Below are 17,140 nucleotides of genomic sequence, written 5' to 3' on the forward strand. Positions count from 1 at the left end.
TCTTGGCTTGAGGAAGGGACACTCGTGCCCTAATTAATCAGGATGGAAACATCCTGCGGGATTGTTTAGATGTGAGTTTACTTTCGTGAAAACCAGCGTCTTGGGTTGTCTCTACTCGGGAGACAAAACGTTTGGAGCAGGGCACTTATAAAAGCAATCCATCGAACCACATAATTACTCTCAAAAATCTCTTTGGATGGTAAATATAAAAAAATATAACCATAGCGAGCCACGCTGAGTTGGCTTGCCCCCCAAAGCATAAGCAACACAAAAAATAACCAAAACCTTCGATGCGTAAGGCTAACCCCTGAAATCCTTCTTGAGATTGAGTAGAAAGCCCAAAAGACCATCAGCGATATAAGTGAATACAATATTGCAACAAGCAATGAATCACCTGTCACGACTTTTGCCTTCCAGATACATAGAGTTCACTGTTGCAGTATCGGAGATAACTTCAAATGTTAATGCAGCCTTGCTTGAATTTTCATACCCGCGAACATAATCAGCGCGCACATATCTAAACAAACGCCATGCATCAGGCTTTAATATCAGCCTACCAACGCCGTATGCGGAAAGCCCCAAGTCAACGGTTCCATAAGCCATATCCCCTTCAAAGGCTCCTCCGCCCATCATTTTTGCAGCCTCTTGGTAACCCTTCCTGACAGGCCCCTGTATATCTGAGCGACCTTCCCATAAGTTTCGCCCATTTTCATACGCATTATTGGCACCATGTGCCATCAGAGGGGCCCCGGCAAAAAGGCACAGCATACCAGCTGAGCCGTAGCATATCCCGGCACCTGCTGCGAATTGAAGCGCTCCGGCGATAGCTCCCACACCTTTTTGAGCCACCTCTAGTGATTGGCTCAACAGGCTGTTCTGTTCGTTCTTGAGGTCGTTTAGACCCTGCTCAGGGCTTTTTTTACCCTGTTCGACATCATTAACAATGCTTCTAGCGTAATAAGCAACTTCACGGTTAAATTGCAAGCGTAGCGTGCCGTCTTTGATGTGCCTAGCACCTAATGTGCCGGCTTGACTTCCAAGTTTTCTAGCGGCGTCACTGACCATCCAGTAATCACAACTGCCAGGCATGCAACTTTCGCTTGTCGGTTTCATTCGTCATTTCCCCACGTGCTATATCCGCTGGTGCCAGCAGAGTGGTGGGTCCAAGTGATATCTCGGTAACGGATGGCGACATGTTCTTGCGGTTCTGCGTCGTGCAGCAAAATAGCGTGAGGCATTTCGAGTGTCAGGTCAGCAATAATTCCACCATTGATCGAAATAGAATAGAACTTCTCCTGCATGCCAAAGGAAGACACGCGGTAAAAACTGATGGTACAGTTTATTTCCTCTCTGCTTGAGAGCGCCTGAGCCAGGAGCGGTGAGGATTTATCAACGTTTTTGGTTATGATAATCGGATGATGTGTTGGCTTATCAATATTTCCGACATTGGCCATATTGTGACTACAAGACAGCACCATGATTTCGTCGGCATGCTCCGCTTGGCATTTGTTACCGATGGAATCCTGAGTTGAGCAGCCTGCCGAAATCAACCCTTGAGCCTTGCCGGTTATAGTCATGTAACCGTGATTAGCCATATGTAAAGCTCCTTTTAGTCAGCTGAGCATCCTATTACAAGGGTTTCAGTCGTTCTGTAGGTAGTTCTCGAGAGTCTTTACGGATATTTCTAGTTTAGGGCTGTCGGCTATCGGCAGTTCGGTGAAAAACCCGGTCAGGCAAGTCTGTGGTCAGGTCGCAAACCAGGTTGTCCAAGCTTAAGCTCGTAGAATGGGCCGAGCGAAGCGATACCCATCGCCAAGGCCGCCACCGACCGGAATACTGGTGCCCAAGGACAACGCCGTAGGCGTTATCCGCCCTACGGCTGCGGCAGCAGCCGGCAGCCCTCGCGCGGGCCGAGCCAGGCGGCGGTCTGGGTGCTGCCCAGGCCGCGGGCGGTCACGCGCTTGTGCTCGGCGTCGTCGAGGAAGGCGCTGGTGGGCACGTACTGCTTGGTGTAGCCCTGGCAGTACTCGGCGCTGTTGCCCATGACGTAGCGGCAGGAGCAGTACTCCTTGGCCGTGTAGGCGCCGATGATCGGCGGGAAGGATTCCAGGTGCACGCGGTTGGCCCAGGCCCAGCCGGCCAGGGCGACGAGCAGCAGGAGCAGCAGGCTGAGCAGCGGGTGGCGGCGGATCATGGCTTGGCCTCCGGCTGGGCGAAGGCCGCGAGGGCCCGCTTGAGGAAGTCGTCGTGGCGGTAGCTGCCGTCGCGGTCGTCGGCGTAGCGCACTATCACCAGCTTCTGGTCGGGCAGCACGTAGAGCGCCTGGCCCCAGTGGCCGAGGGCGGCGAAGGCGGTTTCCGGGGCGTTCGGCCAGGGCAGGCCGGCGCCGGCCGGGGCGCGGTTGAGCCACCACTGGCCGCCGGGCACGCCGTCGCTGGCGTCTTCCGCGCTCGGGCGGTAGTTGGCGAACGGCGTGAGGGCGAACTGCATCCAGGCCTGGGGCAGCAGCTGGCGCTCCTTCCAGCGTCCGCCGCGCTGCATCAGCAGGCCGATGCGCGCCAGGTCGCGGGCGCTCATGTAGGCGTAGGAGGAGCCGACGAAGGTGCCGCTGGCGTCGCGTTCCCACACCGCCGAGCGGATGCCCAGGGGCTCGAACAGCGCGGTCCAGGGGTAGTCCGCGTAGGCGTCGCCGACCATCTGCCTGAGGCTGGCGGCGAGCACGTTGCTGTCGCCGCTGGAGTAGCGGAAGCGCTGGCCCGGTTCGGCGTCGGCGGGGAAGCCGGTGACGAAGCCGGCCATGTCGTCGCGGCCGCGGGTGTAGAGCATGGCCACCACCGAGGATTTCAGCGGGGCGTATTCGTAGTCCTCTTCCCAGGCCAGGCCCGAGGCCCAGTTGAGCAGGTGGCGCATCTTCACCTGCGGGTGCGCGGCGAAGGGCGCGAAGTGCTGCGCCACCGCGTCGTCCAGCTGGAAGCGGCCCTCGCCGTAGGCCACGCCGAGCACGCAGGCCATGATGCTCTTGCTCATCGACCAGGCCAGGTGCGGGGTCTGCGCCCGTGTCGGCCCGGCATAGCGTTCGTAGACCAGCTGGCCGTCGCGGATCACCACCACGGCGTCGCTGCGCACACCCTGGCGGGTGGCGTCGTCGCGCGCCGGGAAGGCATAGGCCTCGAAGGCCTGCAACGCCGGGCCACTGGGCGCGGGGCCGGACTGCCAGTCGGCGTCCGGCCAGGTTTCCGCATGGGCCGGCGCCAGCAGGCACAGGCCGGCGGCCAGGGTGAGGCCACGCAGCAGCGGGCGCAGGGAGGGCATGGGCATCGGCGGGCCTCTTGTCGTCAGCTCCGGCGGAACCCTAGCATGCTGCCATGACGGCTATAAGCGCCGATCACGCCGTAATGGCGGACGAATTCAGCGCGGCACCTGGTAGTCGGCCGGGCCGAGCAGGTCCATGCCGCATTCCAGGCCGCTGATCCAGTCCAGGAAGGCGTCGATCATCGGCCGCCCGACGAAGGGCCGGCCGTGCTGCGGCACCATCATCTGCACGTCCAGGCCGCGCACCATGTCCGCCCACAGCCGGCACACCTTGTTGCTGGCCATGTAGCGGCGGTGGAAGCCGAGCATGTGCGGCAGGTGCTCGGCGAAGTCCTGCACCGGGCTGGCGTCGTCCACCAGGGAGGCGCCCATGTCGCCGGAGAAGAGGATGCGGCTGACCGGGTCGTAGATCTGGAAGTTGCCCACCGAGTGCAGGAAGTGCGCCGGCAGCACCTTCAGCTGGCAGCGCCCGAGGCTTAGCGACTGGCCGCGGTCGGGCACGGCGATGACGCGGTCGTAGGTGGAGATGCCGTGGCTGACCGCCAGGTAGCTGGCCGTCAGGTGCGGCAGGAAGCGCGCCCAGAGCTTGGAGCAGACGACCTTGGCGCGGGTGTGCAGCAGCCACTTGTCCAGCGCGGCGATGATGTCCGGGTCCTGGTGCGAGGCGAAGATGTAGTCCAGGTCCTGCAACGGCATCAGCTTCGACAGTTCCAGCGACAGCGGCGTGTAGGTCAGGTCGCCGCCCGGGTCGAGCAGCAGGTACTGGCCGTGGTCGACGATGAGGAACTGGTTGGACTGCACCCCGTCGCCACTGACGAGGTCGTCGAAGCACAGGCATTGGTGGGTGCCGTTGTCGAACAGCACTATGGGTTCGCGACGCATGGAGCTTCCTGCGGGTCATGCCGGTGGGGCGGCGGAATGTCGCGCAGGGTACCCAGGCGCGCGCGCCGGCCTCACTGACCTGGGTCAAGCCCCAGTGCCGCCCAGGCCTTGTCCAGGCGCCTGGCGCGGGCGCTGCCGCCCAGGGCGAGCACCGCGCGGTCGCGCTTCCACAGCTGCGCCCAATGCTCCGGGCCCTGGCCGATGGCGGCGTCCAGCGCCGGGGCCAGGGCGTCGAACTGGGCGAACAGGCCGCCCAGCAGCAGGTGCGTCGCCGTGTCGCCCACCGGGTGCCGCGCCACTTCGGCGCAGCCGGCCAGCAGCCCGGCCAGGCGCAGGGGCAATTCCCGCGGCCAGTGGCTGGCCAGGCCCACGCCGTACAGCCAGGCCAGCAGCGCGGCCATCACGTGCAGGTCTTCCAGGCCGCGGAACGGCTTGCTGTAGGCGTCCCAGCCGTCGCCCGGCAGGCGCTCGCAATGGGCGCCCTCGAGGATCAGCCGGGCGTGGGGGATGTCGGGGATCAGCGGCATGGCCGGCATCGGCTCCAGGCGCGCGCCGGGGGCGCCGGCCAGCACCACGGTCATGGCCAGGCGCGGGGCCTCGCCGTCCGGCTCGTCGCGCGCGGCCACCAGGTACCAGGCGGCGCTGTCGGCGGCGGTGGCGAAGTCCTTGCGGCCATGCAGGGTCAGGCCGTCCAGGCGGGTGGCCAGGTCCGCCGGGCGCAGGCTCTTGCCCTCGCTGACGCAGAGCGCGCCCAGCCCGGCCGGGGCCGCCGGCCACAGGGCGCGCAGGGCCGCCTGGTAGCCGCCGAGGAAGGCCAGGCCGGGGGTGGCCGCCAGGCGCCCGGCGAGCACCGCCAGCTCCAGCGGCCCGGCGCCTGCGGCGCAGGCCAGCAGTTCGGCGTACCAGTCCTCCAGGGCCAGGCCGGCGGGCAGTGGCTCCAGCGGGCCGAGCAGGCGGTTCCAGGGCATGGGGCGATCCTCATCGGGGGGTGGTGTTGTCATACAAGCATCACGCCAGGGTCACAAGCGTGACACCGCCGCTTCCTAGCCTGAGCTTGCACAACAAAGGCGACCGGCCGCAACCCGCCTGGCCGGCCCATGGAGGCCTCCGCATGAGTCAGACCGCCCACGCCTGCGACACCCCGCGCGAAGAACGCCGCCTGAAAGCCGTGCGCCTGCGCGGCGCCCGCGCCCTGCGCGAAGCCCAGGCCCTGCGCTTCCGCGTCTTCAGCAGCGAGTTCGATGCACGCCTCAAAGGCGCCGAGCTCGGCCTGGACCTGGACGACTACGACAGCCACTGCCTGCACATCGGCGTGCGCGACCTGGCCAGCGGCGCCCTGGTGGCCACCACCCGCCTGCTCGACCACCGCGCCGCCGAGCGCCTGGGGCGCTTCTACAGCGAGGAGGAATTCCACCTCGACGGCCTGGCCGAGCTGCAGGGCCCGGTGCTGGAGATCGGCCGCACCTGCGTCGACCCGGCCTACCGCAACGGCGCCACCATCGCCGTGCTCTGGGGCGAGCTGGCCGAGGTGCTCAACGAGGGCGGCTACCGCTACCTGATGGGCTGCGCCAGCATCCCCATGCGCGACGGCGGCATCCAGGCCCTGGCGGTGATGCAGCGCCTGCGCGAGCGCTACCTGTGCCGCGAGAACCTGCGCGCCGAGCCGAAGACGCCGCTGCCGGCGCAGGAACTGCCGGACAACCTCACCGCCGAGCTGCCGCCGCTGCTCAAGGCCTACATGCGCCTGGGCGCGAAGATCTGCGGCGAGCCCTGCTGGGACCCGGACTTCCAGGTCGCCGACGTGTTCATCCTGCTCAAGCGCGACGAGCTGTGCCCGCGCTACGCCCGCCACTTCAAGGCGGCCGTGTGATGCGCGGCGCCTGGCGAAGCGCCCGCCTGCTGGCGGTGATCGGCCTGGGCCTGGCGCTGGCCGCCGGGGTGGCGCTGCTCGAACGCCTGCCCGGCTACGACTGGACCGCCCTGCGCCAGGGCCTGACGCGCTGGTGGCTGGCGCGCCTGCGCCGCGCCCTGCCGCTGCGGGTGAAGGTCTACGGCGAGCTGCCCCCGGGCCCGGCGCTGTGGGTCAGCAACCACGTGTCCTGGCTCGACATCCCGCTGCTCGGCGCCCTGGCCCCGCTGACCTTCCTGTCCAAGGCCGAGGTGCGCCAGTGGCCGCTGGCCGGCTGGCTGGCGGAAAAGGCCGGCACCCTGTTCATCCGCCGCGGCTCGGGCGACGGCAGCCGCCTCGGCGAGCAGATCGCCGGGGCCCTGCAGCTGGGCCGCTCGACGCTGATCTTCCCGGAAGGCACCACCACCGACGGCCGCGGCCTGCGCAACTTCCACGGGCGCCTGCTGGCCGGCGCCATCCAGGCCGGGGTGCCGCTGCAGCCGGTGGCCCTGCGCTACCTGCGCGACGGCGAGCCGGACCACCTGGCGCCCTTCATCGGCGACGACGACCTGCTCAGCCACCTGCTGCGGCTGCTGCGCAACGACCGCGGCTGCGTGGAGATCCACCTGCTCGCGCCGCTGCCCAGCCAGGGCCGCGACCGCGCCCAGCTGGCGCAGCAGGCCCATGCCGCCATCGGCACGGTGATCTACGGGGAAGTCGCTCGGGAGCAGGCGCTGGCCGCCTGAAAGAGCCTGAAAGAGAAAGTCGAACCTGCCGGGCGCCACGGCTGGCAGGTTCCGCCCCGGACGGCGGCGCAGGCTTGAACTCCAACCGGAAAGACCGGCGCCCGCCATTGGCGGGCGCCGTCGTTCCCTTGGCGCGCGGGCCTGCGCCGCGCCGTCCTACACGCCGGTTTCCGGCGGCACGACCAGGATGTCGCAATCCAGTTCGCGCAGGGCGTAGTCGGCGACACTGCCGATCAGGGCACGCTTGATCCCTCCCATGCCCCGGGTACCCATCACCAGCAGGTCCGGCCGGTGCTTTTCGGACATGCGCTCCAGCACGTTGCCCGGCAGGCCGACGGCGACCAGCTGTTCGTCGATCCAGGGTTCCAGCTGCTGGTCGCGCAGGAACGCCTTGAACTCATCCACCGCCTGGCGCGTCTCGGTGCCGACGAACTCGTCGATGCGCTCCTCGCTGACCCCCGAGTACTGCATCATGCCCTTGGCCAGCGGGCTGAAGGCATAGATGGCGCGGCGCACCGCGCCCTGCAGCAGGCCCAGGCGCTCGGCGACGCGCACCGCGTTGGCCGAGGCCGGCGAGGTGTCCAGCGCCAGCAGCAGGTCGCGGTATTCGCCGACCGCCGGCTGGTTGACCATCAGCACCGGCAGCTTGCCGGCGCGCACCACGCGTTCCACCGTGGTGCCGACGAAGATGTCGCGCAGCACGCTCTTGCGGTGCGAGCCCATCACCAGCAGGTCGACGTCCTCTTCCAGCGCGCAGCTGACGATCTTCTGGTTCGGGTCGCCGACCTCGACGCGGATGCGCGGGCAACCGCCGCCCAGGGCGGTGAGTTCGACAAGGCGCGCCTCCAGCAGCAGCCGGACCTGCGTCGCCTCCTGTTCGACCAGCGCCACCGGCTGGTCCTCGTCCACCACGCAGAGCACCGTCCACGGGCAGCCGAAGCGCTTGGCCAGGGCACCGGCGCGTTGCAGGGCCTTCTCCGAGCGCGAAGACAAATCCGTGGCGATCATCAATGATTTGAGCATGCTGCACCTCCCTCTCCGTCGTGGGTTCTATTGCATCCTTTCATGGCTTTCCTACGTTTGATGCATATCAAGCCGGGGGCGATCCCCAGGCAGATTGTCGCGCCGCCCGGCCAGCGCCAGCAGTTGCGGGTAGAACGCGCGGAAGTCGTCGCTCAGCGGCTGGTAGCGCTCGGCCAGTTCCTCCCAGGCGCCGTCCAGCAGGCCCGGGCGCGACAGCCGGCGGGCCATGCCGGCGAGCACGTCCTGCAGCACCGTGAACTCGCGGTAGCTGCCCAGCCAGTCCTGCGCCGCCATGCGCGGGGCGATGCGCGCCAGGCGCTCGGGCAACTGCGGGGTGGTGTTCAGTACACCATAGACGCGGCGGGTGAATTCGCTGAGCGGCTCGTTGCTGAATGTGTCCCAGTCCCGCGCCAGGCAATGGTCGAAGAACACGTCCAGCAGCACGCCCGCCAGGCGCCGCCGCTCGGCGGGAAAGCGCAGCTTCGCCGCATGCACCAGCGGATGGCTGTCGGTGAAGGCATCGATGCGCCGGTGCAGGCGGATGGCCGCCTCGATGTCCGCCGGCCAGCGTCCGGCCAGCGGCCCCTTGACGAAATCGCCATAAAGGCTGCCGAGCAACTGCGCCGGCTGCGAACCGCCGAGGTGGAGATGGGCGAGGTAGTTCATGGCCCAAGCTTAGCGCGAAACCCGCGTCGCCGGGATGCCGGGCAAGGCCCGCGGATTTGCCCGCAAGGCCCGTCTCTGCTAGTGTCGCCGGGTTCCGAATACCCCGCCGAGATGTCCCCATGGCCCGCAAGAAAGCCGTCGATTTCGAACAGTCCCTCGCCGAACTGCAAACCCTGGTGGAACGCCTGGAAAGTGGCGAGTTGTCCTTGGAGGACTCGCTCGGCGCCTTCGAGCAGGGCATCCGCCTGACCCGCGAATGCCAGGCGGCGCTGAGCCAGGCCGAGCAGAAGGTGCAGGTGCTGCTGGAGCGCGACGGCGAGCTGAGCGAGGCGCCGTTCGACAGCGAAGGCGAAGACGCATGATCGCCGCCTACCAGGCGCGCTGCCAGGCGCGCGTAGACGCCGCCCTGGAAACCCTGTTCACCCCGCCCCGCGAAGACCTCCAGCGCCTCTACCGGGCCATGCGCTACAGCGTGGTCAACGGCGGCAAGCGCGTGCGCCCGCTGCTGGCCTACGCCGCCTGCGAAGCCCTCGGCGGCGACCCCGCCCGGGCCGACGGTGCGGCCTGCGCGGTGGAGCTGATCCACGCCTACTCGCTGGTCCACGACGACCTGCCGGCGATGGACGACGACGACCTGCGCCGCGGCCAGCCGACCACCCACATCGCCTTCGACGAGGCCTGCGCCATCCTCGCCGGCGACGGCCTGCAGGCGCTGGCCTTCGAAGTGCTGGCCGAGGCCCGGCTGAACCCGCAGGACGCCGAGACGCGCCTGGCCATGGTCACCGCCCTGGCCCGCGCCGCCGGTTCCGCCGGCATGGTCGGCGGCCAGGCCATCGACCTCGAGGCGGTGGGCCGCAGGATCGACCAGGCGGCCCTGGAAACCATGCACCGGCACAAGACCGGCGCGCTGATCGAAGCCAGCGTGCGCCTCGGCGCCCTGGCCAGCGGCCAGGCCGACGCCGAGCGCCTGGAAGCCCTGGCCCGCTACGCCGGGGCCATCGGCCTGGCGTTCCAGGTGCAGGACGACATCCTCGACGTGGAAAGCGACACGGCCACCCTGGGCAAGACCCAGGGCAAGGACCAGGCCCACGACAAACCCACCTACCCCGCCCTGCTCGGCCTGGAAGCCGCCAAGACCTACGCCATGGCCCTGCGCGACCAGGCCCTGGCGGCCCTGGAAGGCTTTGGCGAGGGCGCCGAGCCGCTGCGGGAGCTGGCTCGCTATATCGTCGAGCGGCGTAGCTGAGGGGTCGGCGGTACGGGCCAGGCGGCGAGGTGTCGGCGAAGTCCGCAACCCTCACCCCAGCCCTCTCCCAGAGGGAGAGGGGGCCGTCCTGAGTGGGTGGATAACACAGCGTCAGCCGGCAGGTTCCGCGGTTATGCGCCGTAGGCCAAATGCACCGGGACGCCCGGTGTGGCCGGTGAGTCCGCTCCTACGGTTCCAGGAAGCACGGCTTTTCGTAGGATGGCGTTGAGCGAAGCGATACCCATCAGCGTAACCGCATGGGTTTCGCAAGCTCAACCCATCCTACGAAGAGCACCTCGGCGCAAGACAGTTGCTCCTACGGTTCAGGGAAGCACGGACGTAAGAGCGGACTCCGTCCGCGATTCGGCGCATAACGCCGCACGGATTTCCAGAGAAACATCCGCGCGCACCGGAACGCCCCTTGGAAGGCCAAGCGCTCTGGCCCAAGGCCCACAGGCAAAACCAGCCCCGCCCCGCAGGAACGACCGCAAGAAAACCACCCCCTCCCCCAACCAAACAGCACCCCCACCTTGCTTGGGCCTGTCAGAAGCATCAGGTAAACTGCCGCATCTTTGCCTCTCATAACGATCAGCCTGATGCCCACGACGTTCCACGAGATCCCCCGCGAGCGCCCCGCCACCCCCCTGCTCGACCGCGCCAACACGCCGGTCGAGCTGCGCCGGCTGGGCGAGGCGGAGCTCGTCAGCCTCGCCGACGAACTGCGCCAGTACCTGCTCTACAGCGTCGGCCAGACCGGCGGCCACTTCGGCGCGGGCCTGGGGGTGATCGAGCTGACCATCGCCCTGCACTACGTCTTCGACACCCCGGACGACCGCCTGGTGTGGGACGTCGGCCACCAGGCCTACCCGCACAAGATCCTCACCGGCCGCCGCGAGCGCATGGGCACCCTGCGCCAGAAAGACGGCCTGGCCGCCTTCCCGCGGCGCTCGGAGAGCGAGTACGACACCTTCGGCGTCGGCCACTCCAGCACCTCCATCAGCGCCGCCCTGGGCATGGCCATCGCCGCGCGCATGCAGGGCTCGGGGCGCAAGTCGGTGGCGGTGATCGGCGACGGCGCGCTGACCGCCGGCATGGCCTTCGAGGCGCTGAACCACGCCTCCGACGTGCAGGCCGACATGCTGGTGATCCTCAACGACAACGACATGTCGATCTCGCACAACGTCGGCGGCCTGTCCAACTACCTGGCCAAGATCCTCTCCAGCCGCACCTACAGCAGCATGCGCGAAGGCAGCAAGAAGGTGCTCTCGCGCCTGCCCGGCGCCTGGGAGATCGCCCGCCGCACCGAGGAATACGCCAAGGGCATGCTGGTGCCCGGCACCCTGTTCGAGGAACTGGGCTGGAACTACATCGGCCCCATCGACGGCCACGACCTGCCCACGCTGATCGCCACCCTGCGCAACATGCGCGACCTCAAGGGCCCGCAGTTCCTCCACGTGGTGACCAAGAAGGGCAAGGGCTTCGCCCCGGCCGAGGCCGACCCCATCGGCTACCACGCCATCACCAAGCTGGAGCCGGCCGGCGCTGCGCCGAAGAAGGCCGGCGGGCCGAAGTACTCCAACGTCTTCGGCCAGTGGCTGTGCGACATGGCGTCGCAGGACCCGCGCCTGGTCGGCATCACCCCGGCGATGAAGGAAGGCTCTGACCTGGTGGCCTTCGCCGAGCGCTTCCCGGAGCGCTACTTCGACGTCGCCATCGCCGAGCAGCACGCCGTGACCCTCGCCGCCGGCATGGCCTGCGACGGCATCAAGCCGGTGGTGGCGATCTACTCCACCTTCCTGCAGCGCGGCTACGACCAGCTGATCCACGACGTCGCGGTGCAGAACCTCGACGTGCTCTTCGCCATCGACCGCGCCGGTCTGGTCGGCGAGGACGGCCCGACCCACGCCGGCAGCTTCGACCTTTCCTACCTGCGCTGCATCCCCGGCATGCTGGTGATGACCCCCAGCGACGAGGACGAACTGCGCAAGCTGCTGACCACCGGCTACCTGTTCCAGGGCCCGGCAGCGGTGCGCTACCCGCGCGGCAGCGGACCGAACACCCCGATCGACCCGACGCTTGCGCCGGTGGAGATCGGCAAGGGCGTGCTGCGCCGCCAGGGCAAGGCCGGCAAGGTCGCCATCCTGGCCTTCGGCGTGCAACTGGCCGAGGCCCTGCAGGTGGCCGAGCGCTTCGACGCGACCGTCGCCGACATGCGCTTCGTCAAGCCGCTGGACGAGGCCCTGGTGCGTGAGCTGGCCGACAGCCACGAGCTGCTGGTGACAATCGAAGAAAACGCCGTGATGGGCGGCGCCGGCGCCGCGGTCGGCGAGTTCCTCGCCCGCGAGAACCGCCAGCAGCCGCTGCTGCACCTGGGCCTGCCGGACTACTACGTGGAGCACGCCAAGCCGGCGCAAATGCTCGCCGAATGCGGCCTGGACGCCGCCGGCATCGAACGCGCCATCGCCGAGCGCCTGGCCCTGCTGGCCACCCCCGCGCCCGAGGCCTGAGCCCCGGCGCGCGGCGTCAGCCCAGCAGCGCCAGCGTGTCCAGGGCGATCATCCGTTCCTCGGCGGTGGGCACCACCAGCACCCGCGGCGAGCCGGGCTGGTGGATTTCCCGGCAGCGGCCGCCCACGCAGGCCGCGTTGGCCGCCTCGTCGACGGCGAAGCCGAGGAACCCCAGGTGGGCCAGGGTCCTGGCGCGCACCAGCACCGAGTTCTCGCCGATCCCGCCGGTGAACACCAGGCCGTCGATGCGCGGCATGGCGCAGCCCATCGCCGCCAGGGACTTGGCCAGGCGGTAGCAGAACACCTCGATGGCCAGGGCCGCGCCCGCGTGGCCCCGGGCGCGCGCCTGTTCCAGGGTGCGCATGTCGTTGGACAGGCCCGACAGGCCGAGCAGGCCGCTGTCTTCGTTGAGCATCCTGTCGACTTCCTCGATGGTCCAGCCCAGGCTGCGGATCAGGTGGCCGTGCAGGTTGGGGTCGACGTCGCCGCTGCGCGTGCCCATCACCAGACCCTCCAGCGGCGTCATGCCCATGCTGGTGTCGCGGCTGCGGCCGTTGACGATGGCGCAGGTGGAGCAGCCGTTGCCCAGGTGCGCCGACAGCCAGCAGCTGTCCTCCGGCGGCAGGCCGCACAGGGTGGCGGCGCACTGGCTGACGTAGCGGTGGCTGGTGCCGTGGAAGCCGTAGCGGCGCACGCCGAAATGCCGGTACAGCCTTTCCGGCAGGGCGTAGCGGTAGGCGTGCTCGGGCAGGCTCTGGTGGAAGGCGGTGTCGAACACCGCCACCTGCGGCAGCTGCGGGTACAGCGCCAGGGCCGCCTCGATGCCGGCCAGGGCGCCGGGGTTGTGCAGCGGCGCCAGGGCGACGGTGTCGCGGATGTTCTGCATGACCTGCGGGTCGATGCGGCAGGCCTGACTGAAGTGCTCGCCGCCATGCACCACGCGGTGGCCGATGCCTTGCAGGCGCCCTTCGGCGGCTACCTGCACCAGCGGCAGCAGGCGCGCCAGGGCCTGGCGGTGGTCGGCGTTCGGCAGGGCGAGGTCGACGCGGCCGCCGGCGTCGACGATGCGCAGGCTGGCCTGGGGCGTGCCCAGGCATTCGACGATGCCGCTGGCGCGGAACTCGGGGGCGCTTTCGTCGACCAGGGCGAACTTGATCGACGAACTGCCGCAGTTGATGACGAGGATGCTTCGGTCGGACATGGAAGGGTTTCCTGCAGGGCAAGGGAGAGCCCGGCGCGCTACGCCGCCCCGGACCGCGAAGGGCCGGGCGCGGGCGCGCCGGGGAGAAGAGGTGCGGCCTACCAGGCCGCGCTCAGGCGTTCGCGGTTGGCCAGGGTGGCCGAGGGCCGCTCACCGAAGAGCCGCTGGTAGTCGCGCCCGAACTGCCCCATGTGCCAGAAGCCCCAGGCCATGGCGGCGTCCTGCACGGTCGCGTAGGGCGAGTGGGGGCTGCCCAGCTCGCGGTGCACGGCGTTCAGGCGCACGGCCTTGAGGTAGTGGATGGGGCTGCGCCCGAGCACGTCCAGGAAGCAGTTGCGCAGCGTGCGCTGGCTGACGTGCAGGAGCCGGCAGAGCTCCAGCGCGCTCACCGGCCGGCTGGGGTTGTCCAGCACGTATTCGCGCGCCCGGGCAACCACCCAGTGCTTGCGCAGCAGGGTGCGGGAGCAGGCGTGGCGGGCGGGTTCTGCGCCCTGCAGCAGGTCCAGCAGGCAGAGCAGCAGGTCGTGGTTCAGCTGCCGCGCCACCGCGGGCTCGCGCAGGCTCAGCGGCTCGACCTGGGCCAGCGCCAGCGCGGCGCGCATGAAGTCGCACAGGCGCCGCCGGGCGCCGGGCCCGACCTGCAGCAGGCGCGACTCATCCAGCAGCAGGCCGAGGTGGCGCAGTTCCTCCAGTTCCAGGTGCTCCAGCAGCGCCTCGCGCTCCACCACCAGGCCGAGGATGTTGTAGTCGTCCGGGGTGCTCAGCTCGAACTCGCGGCCGCCCGGGCGCACGGCGATGGCCTGGGCGTCGATGCAGTCGCGGCCGATGTAGCCGACGTCCTTGTCGCCGTAGGGGATGCCGAACCAGAAGGCGCCGGGCCAGACCATGCAGGACTGGTGCAGCGCGTGGCTGGTGTATTCGCGGAAGAACTGCAGGCCGTCGAGCCAGACCTCGGTCAGCTCGCCGCGGAAGGGCCCGGGGTCGAGCTGGTCGTAGAGCTGCTGCCAGGCGGTGATGTTGCAGGCGTGGGCGTAGACGTCGCGGGTCTGCCGCCGGCGCACGCCGTCGCAGTGGCCCAGGGGTTCGTCCAGCCTGCCCGGCGTGTCGTCGCACGCCCAGAGGTGATGCAGATCGATTGCGCTTTTCTTGTCCGACATGACGCCTTGCCCGATAGCTTCAGGGACCCGCGCGAGCGGGTCGGGTTTCGTCATGCAAGGCACTGCCAGGTGGGTGGCTCTATGGCTACCTCACACTGTGGGGAATTGCTCAGAGCAGGTGTTGCCACAGGTCAAGGTGCGGCCTGGGCACGGTCATGCCGTGGACCAGCAGCCCCTTTTCCCCGGCGCTGGCGCAGGCCACCCGCACCGCCGCCTCCACGTCGGCGACCTCGCCGGTCAGCACCAGGTAGCACTTGCCGCCGATGCCGAAGGCCATGTGCACGCGCACCAGGGTGACGTTGGCCGCCTTCACCGCGGCGTCGGCGGCCTCGATGCAGGCCGCCACGCTGAAGGTTTCCACCACCCCCAGCGCGCGCGGCCGCTCCACCGGGTTGACGCCGCTGATGGCCGGCAGCACCGACTCGTGGATGTTCGCCAGGACGAACTGGTCCACCAGCATCTGCCCGCCCTCGGCCGCGCCGGCCTGCACCGCCTGGCGCACCGCGGCGACCTCGCCGCCGACCATGGCGATGTATTTGCCGGGGCAGATGGTCTTGGCCGCCAGCAACTGCACGTCGGCGCTCTTCAGCATCAGGTCGGCGAGCTGCACGCCGCGGGCGATGCTGGTCAGTTCGATCAAACCTATGGCGTGGTGCATCAGGCTTCTCCTGGCGGGTTGGCGACGAGGCGGACGTGGCTGTCGCCGACCTCCGCCACGCGGCCGGCGATGCTGGCGTGCAGCGGCACGCCGAGTTGTCCTTCGGGCGCTTCGGCGATGCATTCGCCCAGCGCCACCTGCTGGCCCACGGCGACGCAGGGCCGGGCGGCCACGCCGATGTGCTGGCGCAGCGCCAGGCGCACTTCGGCGGGGTGATGTTCCTGCGCCAGCAATGGCGCCTTGTGGTTATAGGCCTGCAACTCCAGGCGCGAGACCAGGCGGCTGACCGGCAGCAGGCGGTATTCGGCCATGGGGTCGGCGCCGCGCAGTTCGCCCTGGTAGCGGGCGCCCTCTTCGCGCAGGCGGGCCTTGAGCGCCTGGTTCAGGCGCATCGGCGAAATCTCCACCGGGCAGGCGTAGGCCTCGCAGATGCCGCACTCGGAGCAGGTCAGCGCCGACAGCAGCACGCTGGGCTGGGCGACGTGCTGGTAGTTGGTGGCGCGCACGATCAGGTGCGGCGGCAGCTCGTGGCCGATCATGTGCCGCGGGCACAGCTCGGTGCACAGCGTGCACTGCTCGCACACCGAGCGGGCCATGGCCAGCACCGAGTCCATGCTCTGCCGGCGGCGGCGCACCAGCAGGTGATCCTGCGGCAGCACCAGCAGGCCGCCGGTGGTCTTGCTGACCGGTTCGTCGAGGTCGTCCAGCAGGCGCCCCATCATCGGCCCGCCATTGATGAAGGCCGGGCGCTCCAGGGTGCTGCCGCCGGCCAAGGCCAGGGCCTCGCGCAGCGGCGTGCCCAGCGGCAGGCTGAGGGTCAGCGGCTGGCGCACCGCGCCGTTCACGGTCAGGGTGCGGTGGGTCACCGGCAGTTGCAGCTCCACCGCGCGGCCGACGTTGATCAGCGTCTGCACGTTGCTCACCACCACGCCGATGGCCAGCGGCAACGCCGCCGGCGGCACGCGCCGGCCGGTGGCCAGCCAGATGGTGATGACCTCGTCGCCGGCCGGGTAGACGTCCGGCAGTATGTGCAGGCGCACGCGCTCGGGCAGCAGCGGCTGCAGGCGCTCGATGGCCGCGCGGTACTTGGCCTTGAGGGCGATGATGCCCTCCTTCGCGCCGGTGGCGGCCATGCCGTGGAGCAGGCCCTTGAGCAGCCATTCGGCCTGTTCCACGGCGAGCTGCTGGTCGACCTTGAGCAGAGGCTCGCACTCGGCGCCGTTGACCAGGTAGATCTCCGCCTCGGCCTCGAGCTTGACGTGGGTCGGGAAGCCCGCGCCGCCCGCCCCCACCACGCCGGCGGCGAACACCCGGCGGCGGATTTCCCCGGCGTCCAGGGCCTCGACGGCGATCATCGCGGCGCCCCTCCCGGCAGGCGGTAACGGCTACTGCGGCGGCGCAGCCGGCCCTGGGCGAAGAGGCCTTCCAGCCAGGCCCGGGCCTGCGCCACCGGGATGTCGAAGGCCGCCGCCACCTCGCTGGCGCTGTAGCCGTGCTTGCGCCGGGCGAGCAGGCCGAGCAGCGCCTCCTGCGGGGCCGGCGCCGGCGCCGGGGCCGGGCCTTGCCCGGCGTCCAGCAGGCTGCCCAGCAGGTAGGCGGTGTCGTCTTCCGGGCGGCCGATCTCCTTGCGGCCGACCAGGCAGCCGCGCCGGCTGGCCAGCGCCGCGCCGGCGTCCAGCGCGGCGCGGCAGGCGGCCAGGTCGCCCTCCACCACCAGGGTGACCAGCGCCGGGTTGGTCACGGCCTGGCGCAGCAGGCGCACCGACGCCGCCTTGAGCATGGCGTCGGCGGCCTCTATGCCGCAGGCCAGGCCCCTGACTTCCAGCAGGCCCAGGGCATCGATCATGGCGCTCA

18 protein-coding genes are annotated in these 17,140 nt (G+C 68.8%); 5 read left to right on the forward strand and 13 right to left on the reverse strand.

The window, feature by feature from the left end:
- Nucleotides 1-390: 390 nt before the first annotated feature.
- The 6 genes from FG99_RS31700 to FG99_RS27205 form a co-directional block, all read right to left on the reverse strand.
- Complete coding sequence (locus FG99_RS31700; RefSeq protein WP_081884742.1) at nt 391-1,113, reverse strand: DUF4225 domain-containing protein; 723 nt, start codon at nt 1,111-1,113, stop codon at nt 391-393.
- Nucleotides 1,110-1,595 carry an Hcp family type VI secretion system effector gene (locus tag FG99_RS31705; protein WP_081884743.1) on the reverse strand — a complete coding sequence of 162 codons (486 nt, stop codon included), beginning with the start codon at nt 1,593-1,595 and terminating at the stop codon, nt 1,110-1,112. The genes FG99_RS31700 and FG99_RS31705 overlap by 4 nt, the downstream gene beginning before the upstream one ends.
- A gap of 278 nt (nt 1,596-1,873) precedes the next feature.
- Nucleotides 1,874-2,194 (reverse strand): hypothetical protein, encoded by a 321-nt coding sequence (locus tag FG99_RS27190; RefSeq protein WP_043273330.1) that lies wholly within the window; start codon nt 2,192-2,194, stop codon nt 1,874-1,876.
- On the reverse strand, nt 2,191-3,318 hold the full coding sequence (locus FG99_RS27195) for a serine hydrolase domain-containing protein (protein ID WP_043273331.1): 1,128 nt from the start codon (nt 3,316-3,318) through the stop codon (nt 2,191-2,193). The genes FG99_RS27190 and FG99_RS27195 overlap by 4 nt, the downstream gene beginning before the upstream one ends.
- A 90-nt stretch (nt 3,319-3,408) precedes the next feature.
- A complete protein-coding gene (locus FG99_RS27200; protein WP_043273332.1) occupies nt 3,409-4,194 on the reverse strand; it encodes an oxygen-binding di-iron domain-containing protein in 786 nt (261 codons plus the stop codon).
- Nucleotides 4,195-4,265: 71 nt separating this feature from the next.
- Nucleotides 4,266-5,162 carry an acyl-CoA dehydrogenase middle domain-containing protein gene (locus tag FG99_RS27205; protein ID WP_043273334.1) on the reverse strand — a complete coding sequence of 299 codons (897 nt, stop codon included), beginning with the start codon at nt 5,160-5,162 and terminating at the stop codon, nt 4,266-4,268.
- Between the two features lie 143 nt (nt 5,163-5,305).
- Here FG99_RS27205 and olsB point away from each other — a divergent pair, with 143 nt between their 5' ends.
- A complete protein-coding gene (gene olsB, locus FG99_RS27210) occupies nt 5,306-6,064 on the forward strand; it encodes an L-ornithine N(alpha)-acyltransferase (RefSeq protein ID WP_043273335.1) in 759 nt (252 codons plus the stop codon).
- Nucleotides 6,064-6,828 carry a lysophospholipid acyltransferase family protein gene (locus FG99_RS27215; RefSeq protein ID WP_043273336.1) on the forward strand — a complete coding sequence of 255 codons (765 nt, stop codon included), beginning with the start codon at nt 6,064-6,066 and terminating at the stop codon, nt 6,826-6,828. Before olsB ends, FG99_RS27215 begins: the two co-directional genes overlap by 1 nt.
- 156 nt (nt 6,829-6,984) lie before the next feature.
- Here FG99_RS27215 and FG99_RS27220 read toward each other — a convergent pair whose 3' ends face one another.
- Complete coding sequence (locus FG99_RS27220) at nt 6,985-7,851, reverse strand: universal stress protein (RefSeq protein ID WP_009615728.1); 867 nt, start codon at nt 7,849-7,851, stop codon at nt 6,985-6,987.
- Nucleotides 7,852-7,902: 51 nt separating this feature from the next.
- The gene (locus FG99_RS27225) at nt 7,903-8,517 is read right to left on the reverse strand and encodes an acyl carrier protein phosphodiesterase (RefSeq protein ID WP_009615727.1); all 615 of its coding nucleotides are present in this window, start codon (nt 8,515-8,517) and stop codon (nt 7,903-7,905) included.
- Between the two features lie 119 nt (nt 8,518-8,636).
- On the opposite strand from FG99_RS27225, the gene FG99_RS27230 reads away from it, so the two are divergent.
- From FG99_RS27230 to dxs, 3 genes are all read left to right on the forward strand, one after another.
- Nucleotides 8,637-8,879: an exodeoxyribonuclease VII small subunit gene (locus tag FG99_RS27230; RefSeq protein WP_009615726.1), complete on the forward strand. Its 243-nt coding sequence runs from the start codon at nt 8,637-8,639 to the stop codon at nt 8,877-8,879.
- On the forward strand, nt 8,876-9,763 hold the full coding sequence (ispA, locus tag FG99_RS27235) for a (2E,6E)-farnesyl diphosphate synthase (RefSeq protein ID WP_043273337.1): 888 nt from the start codon (nt 8,876-8,878) through the stop codon (nt 9,761-9,763). Before FG99_RS27230 ends, ispA begins: the two co-directional genes overlap by 4 nt.
- A 596-nt stretch (nt 9,764-10,359) precedes the next feature.
- Nucleotides 10,360-12,270: a 1-deoxy-D-xylulose-5-phosphate synthase gene (gene dxs, locus FG99_RS27240; protein ID WP_009615724.1), complete on the forward strand. Its 1,911-nt coding sequence runs from the start codon at nt 10,360-10,362 to the stop codon at nt 12,268-12,270.
- 16 nt (nt 12,271-12,286) lie between these two features.
- Here dxs and FG99_RS27245 read toward each other — a convergent pair whose 3' ends face one another.
- The 5 genes from FG99_RS27245 to FG99_RS27265 form a co-directional block, all read right to left on the reverse strand.
- On the reverse strand, nt 12,287-13,471 hold the full coding sequence (locus FG99_RS27245; protein ID WP_043273338.1) for an acetate/propionate family kinase: 1,185 nt from the start codon (nt 13,469-13,471) through the stop codon (nt 12,287-12,289).
- 98 nt (nt 13,472-13,569) lie between these two features.
- Entirely contained in the window at nt 13,570-14,628 is a 1,059-nt protein-coding gene (gene eutR / locus FG99_RS27250; RefSeq protein WP_043273339.1) for an HTH-type transcriptional regulator EutR, read from the reverse strand.
- Nucleotides 14,629-14,737: 109 nt separating this feature from the next.
- Entirely contained in the window at nt 14,738-15,286 is a 549-nt protein-coding gene (locus tag FG99_RS33115; protein ID WP_009615720.1) for a BMC domain-containing protein, read from the reverse strand.
- Nucleotides 15,286-16,641 (reverse strand): 4Fe-4S dicluster domain-containing protein, encoded by a 1,356-nt coding sequence (locus FG99_RS27260; protein ID WP_043273340.1) that lies wholly within the window; start codon nt 16,639-16,641, stop codon nt 15,286-15,288. The genes FG99_RS33115 and FG99_RS27260 overlap by 1 nt, the downstream gene beginning before the upstream one ends.
- Nucleotides 16,638-17,132 carry a BMC domain-containing protein gene (locus FG99_RS27265; protein WP_043273341.1) on the reverse strand — a complete coding sequence of 165 codons (495 nt, stop codon included), beginning with the start codon at nt 17,130-17,132 and terminating at the stop codon, nt 16,638-16,640. The genes FG99_RS27260 and FG99_RS27265 overlap by 4 nt, the downstream gene beginning before the upstream one ends.
- Between the last annotated feature and the right edge of the window lie 8 nt (nt 17,133-17,140).

Source organism: Pseudomonas sp. AAC, assembly GCF_000725445.1.
Taxonomy (GTDB): Bacteria; Pseudomonadota; Gammaproteobacteria; order Pseudomonadales; family Pseudomonadaceae; genus Pseudomonas; species Pseudomonas citronellolis.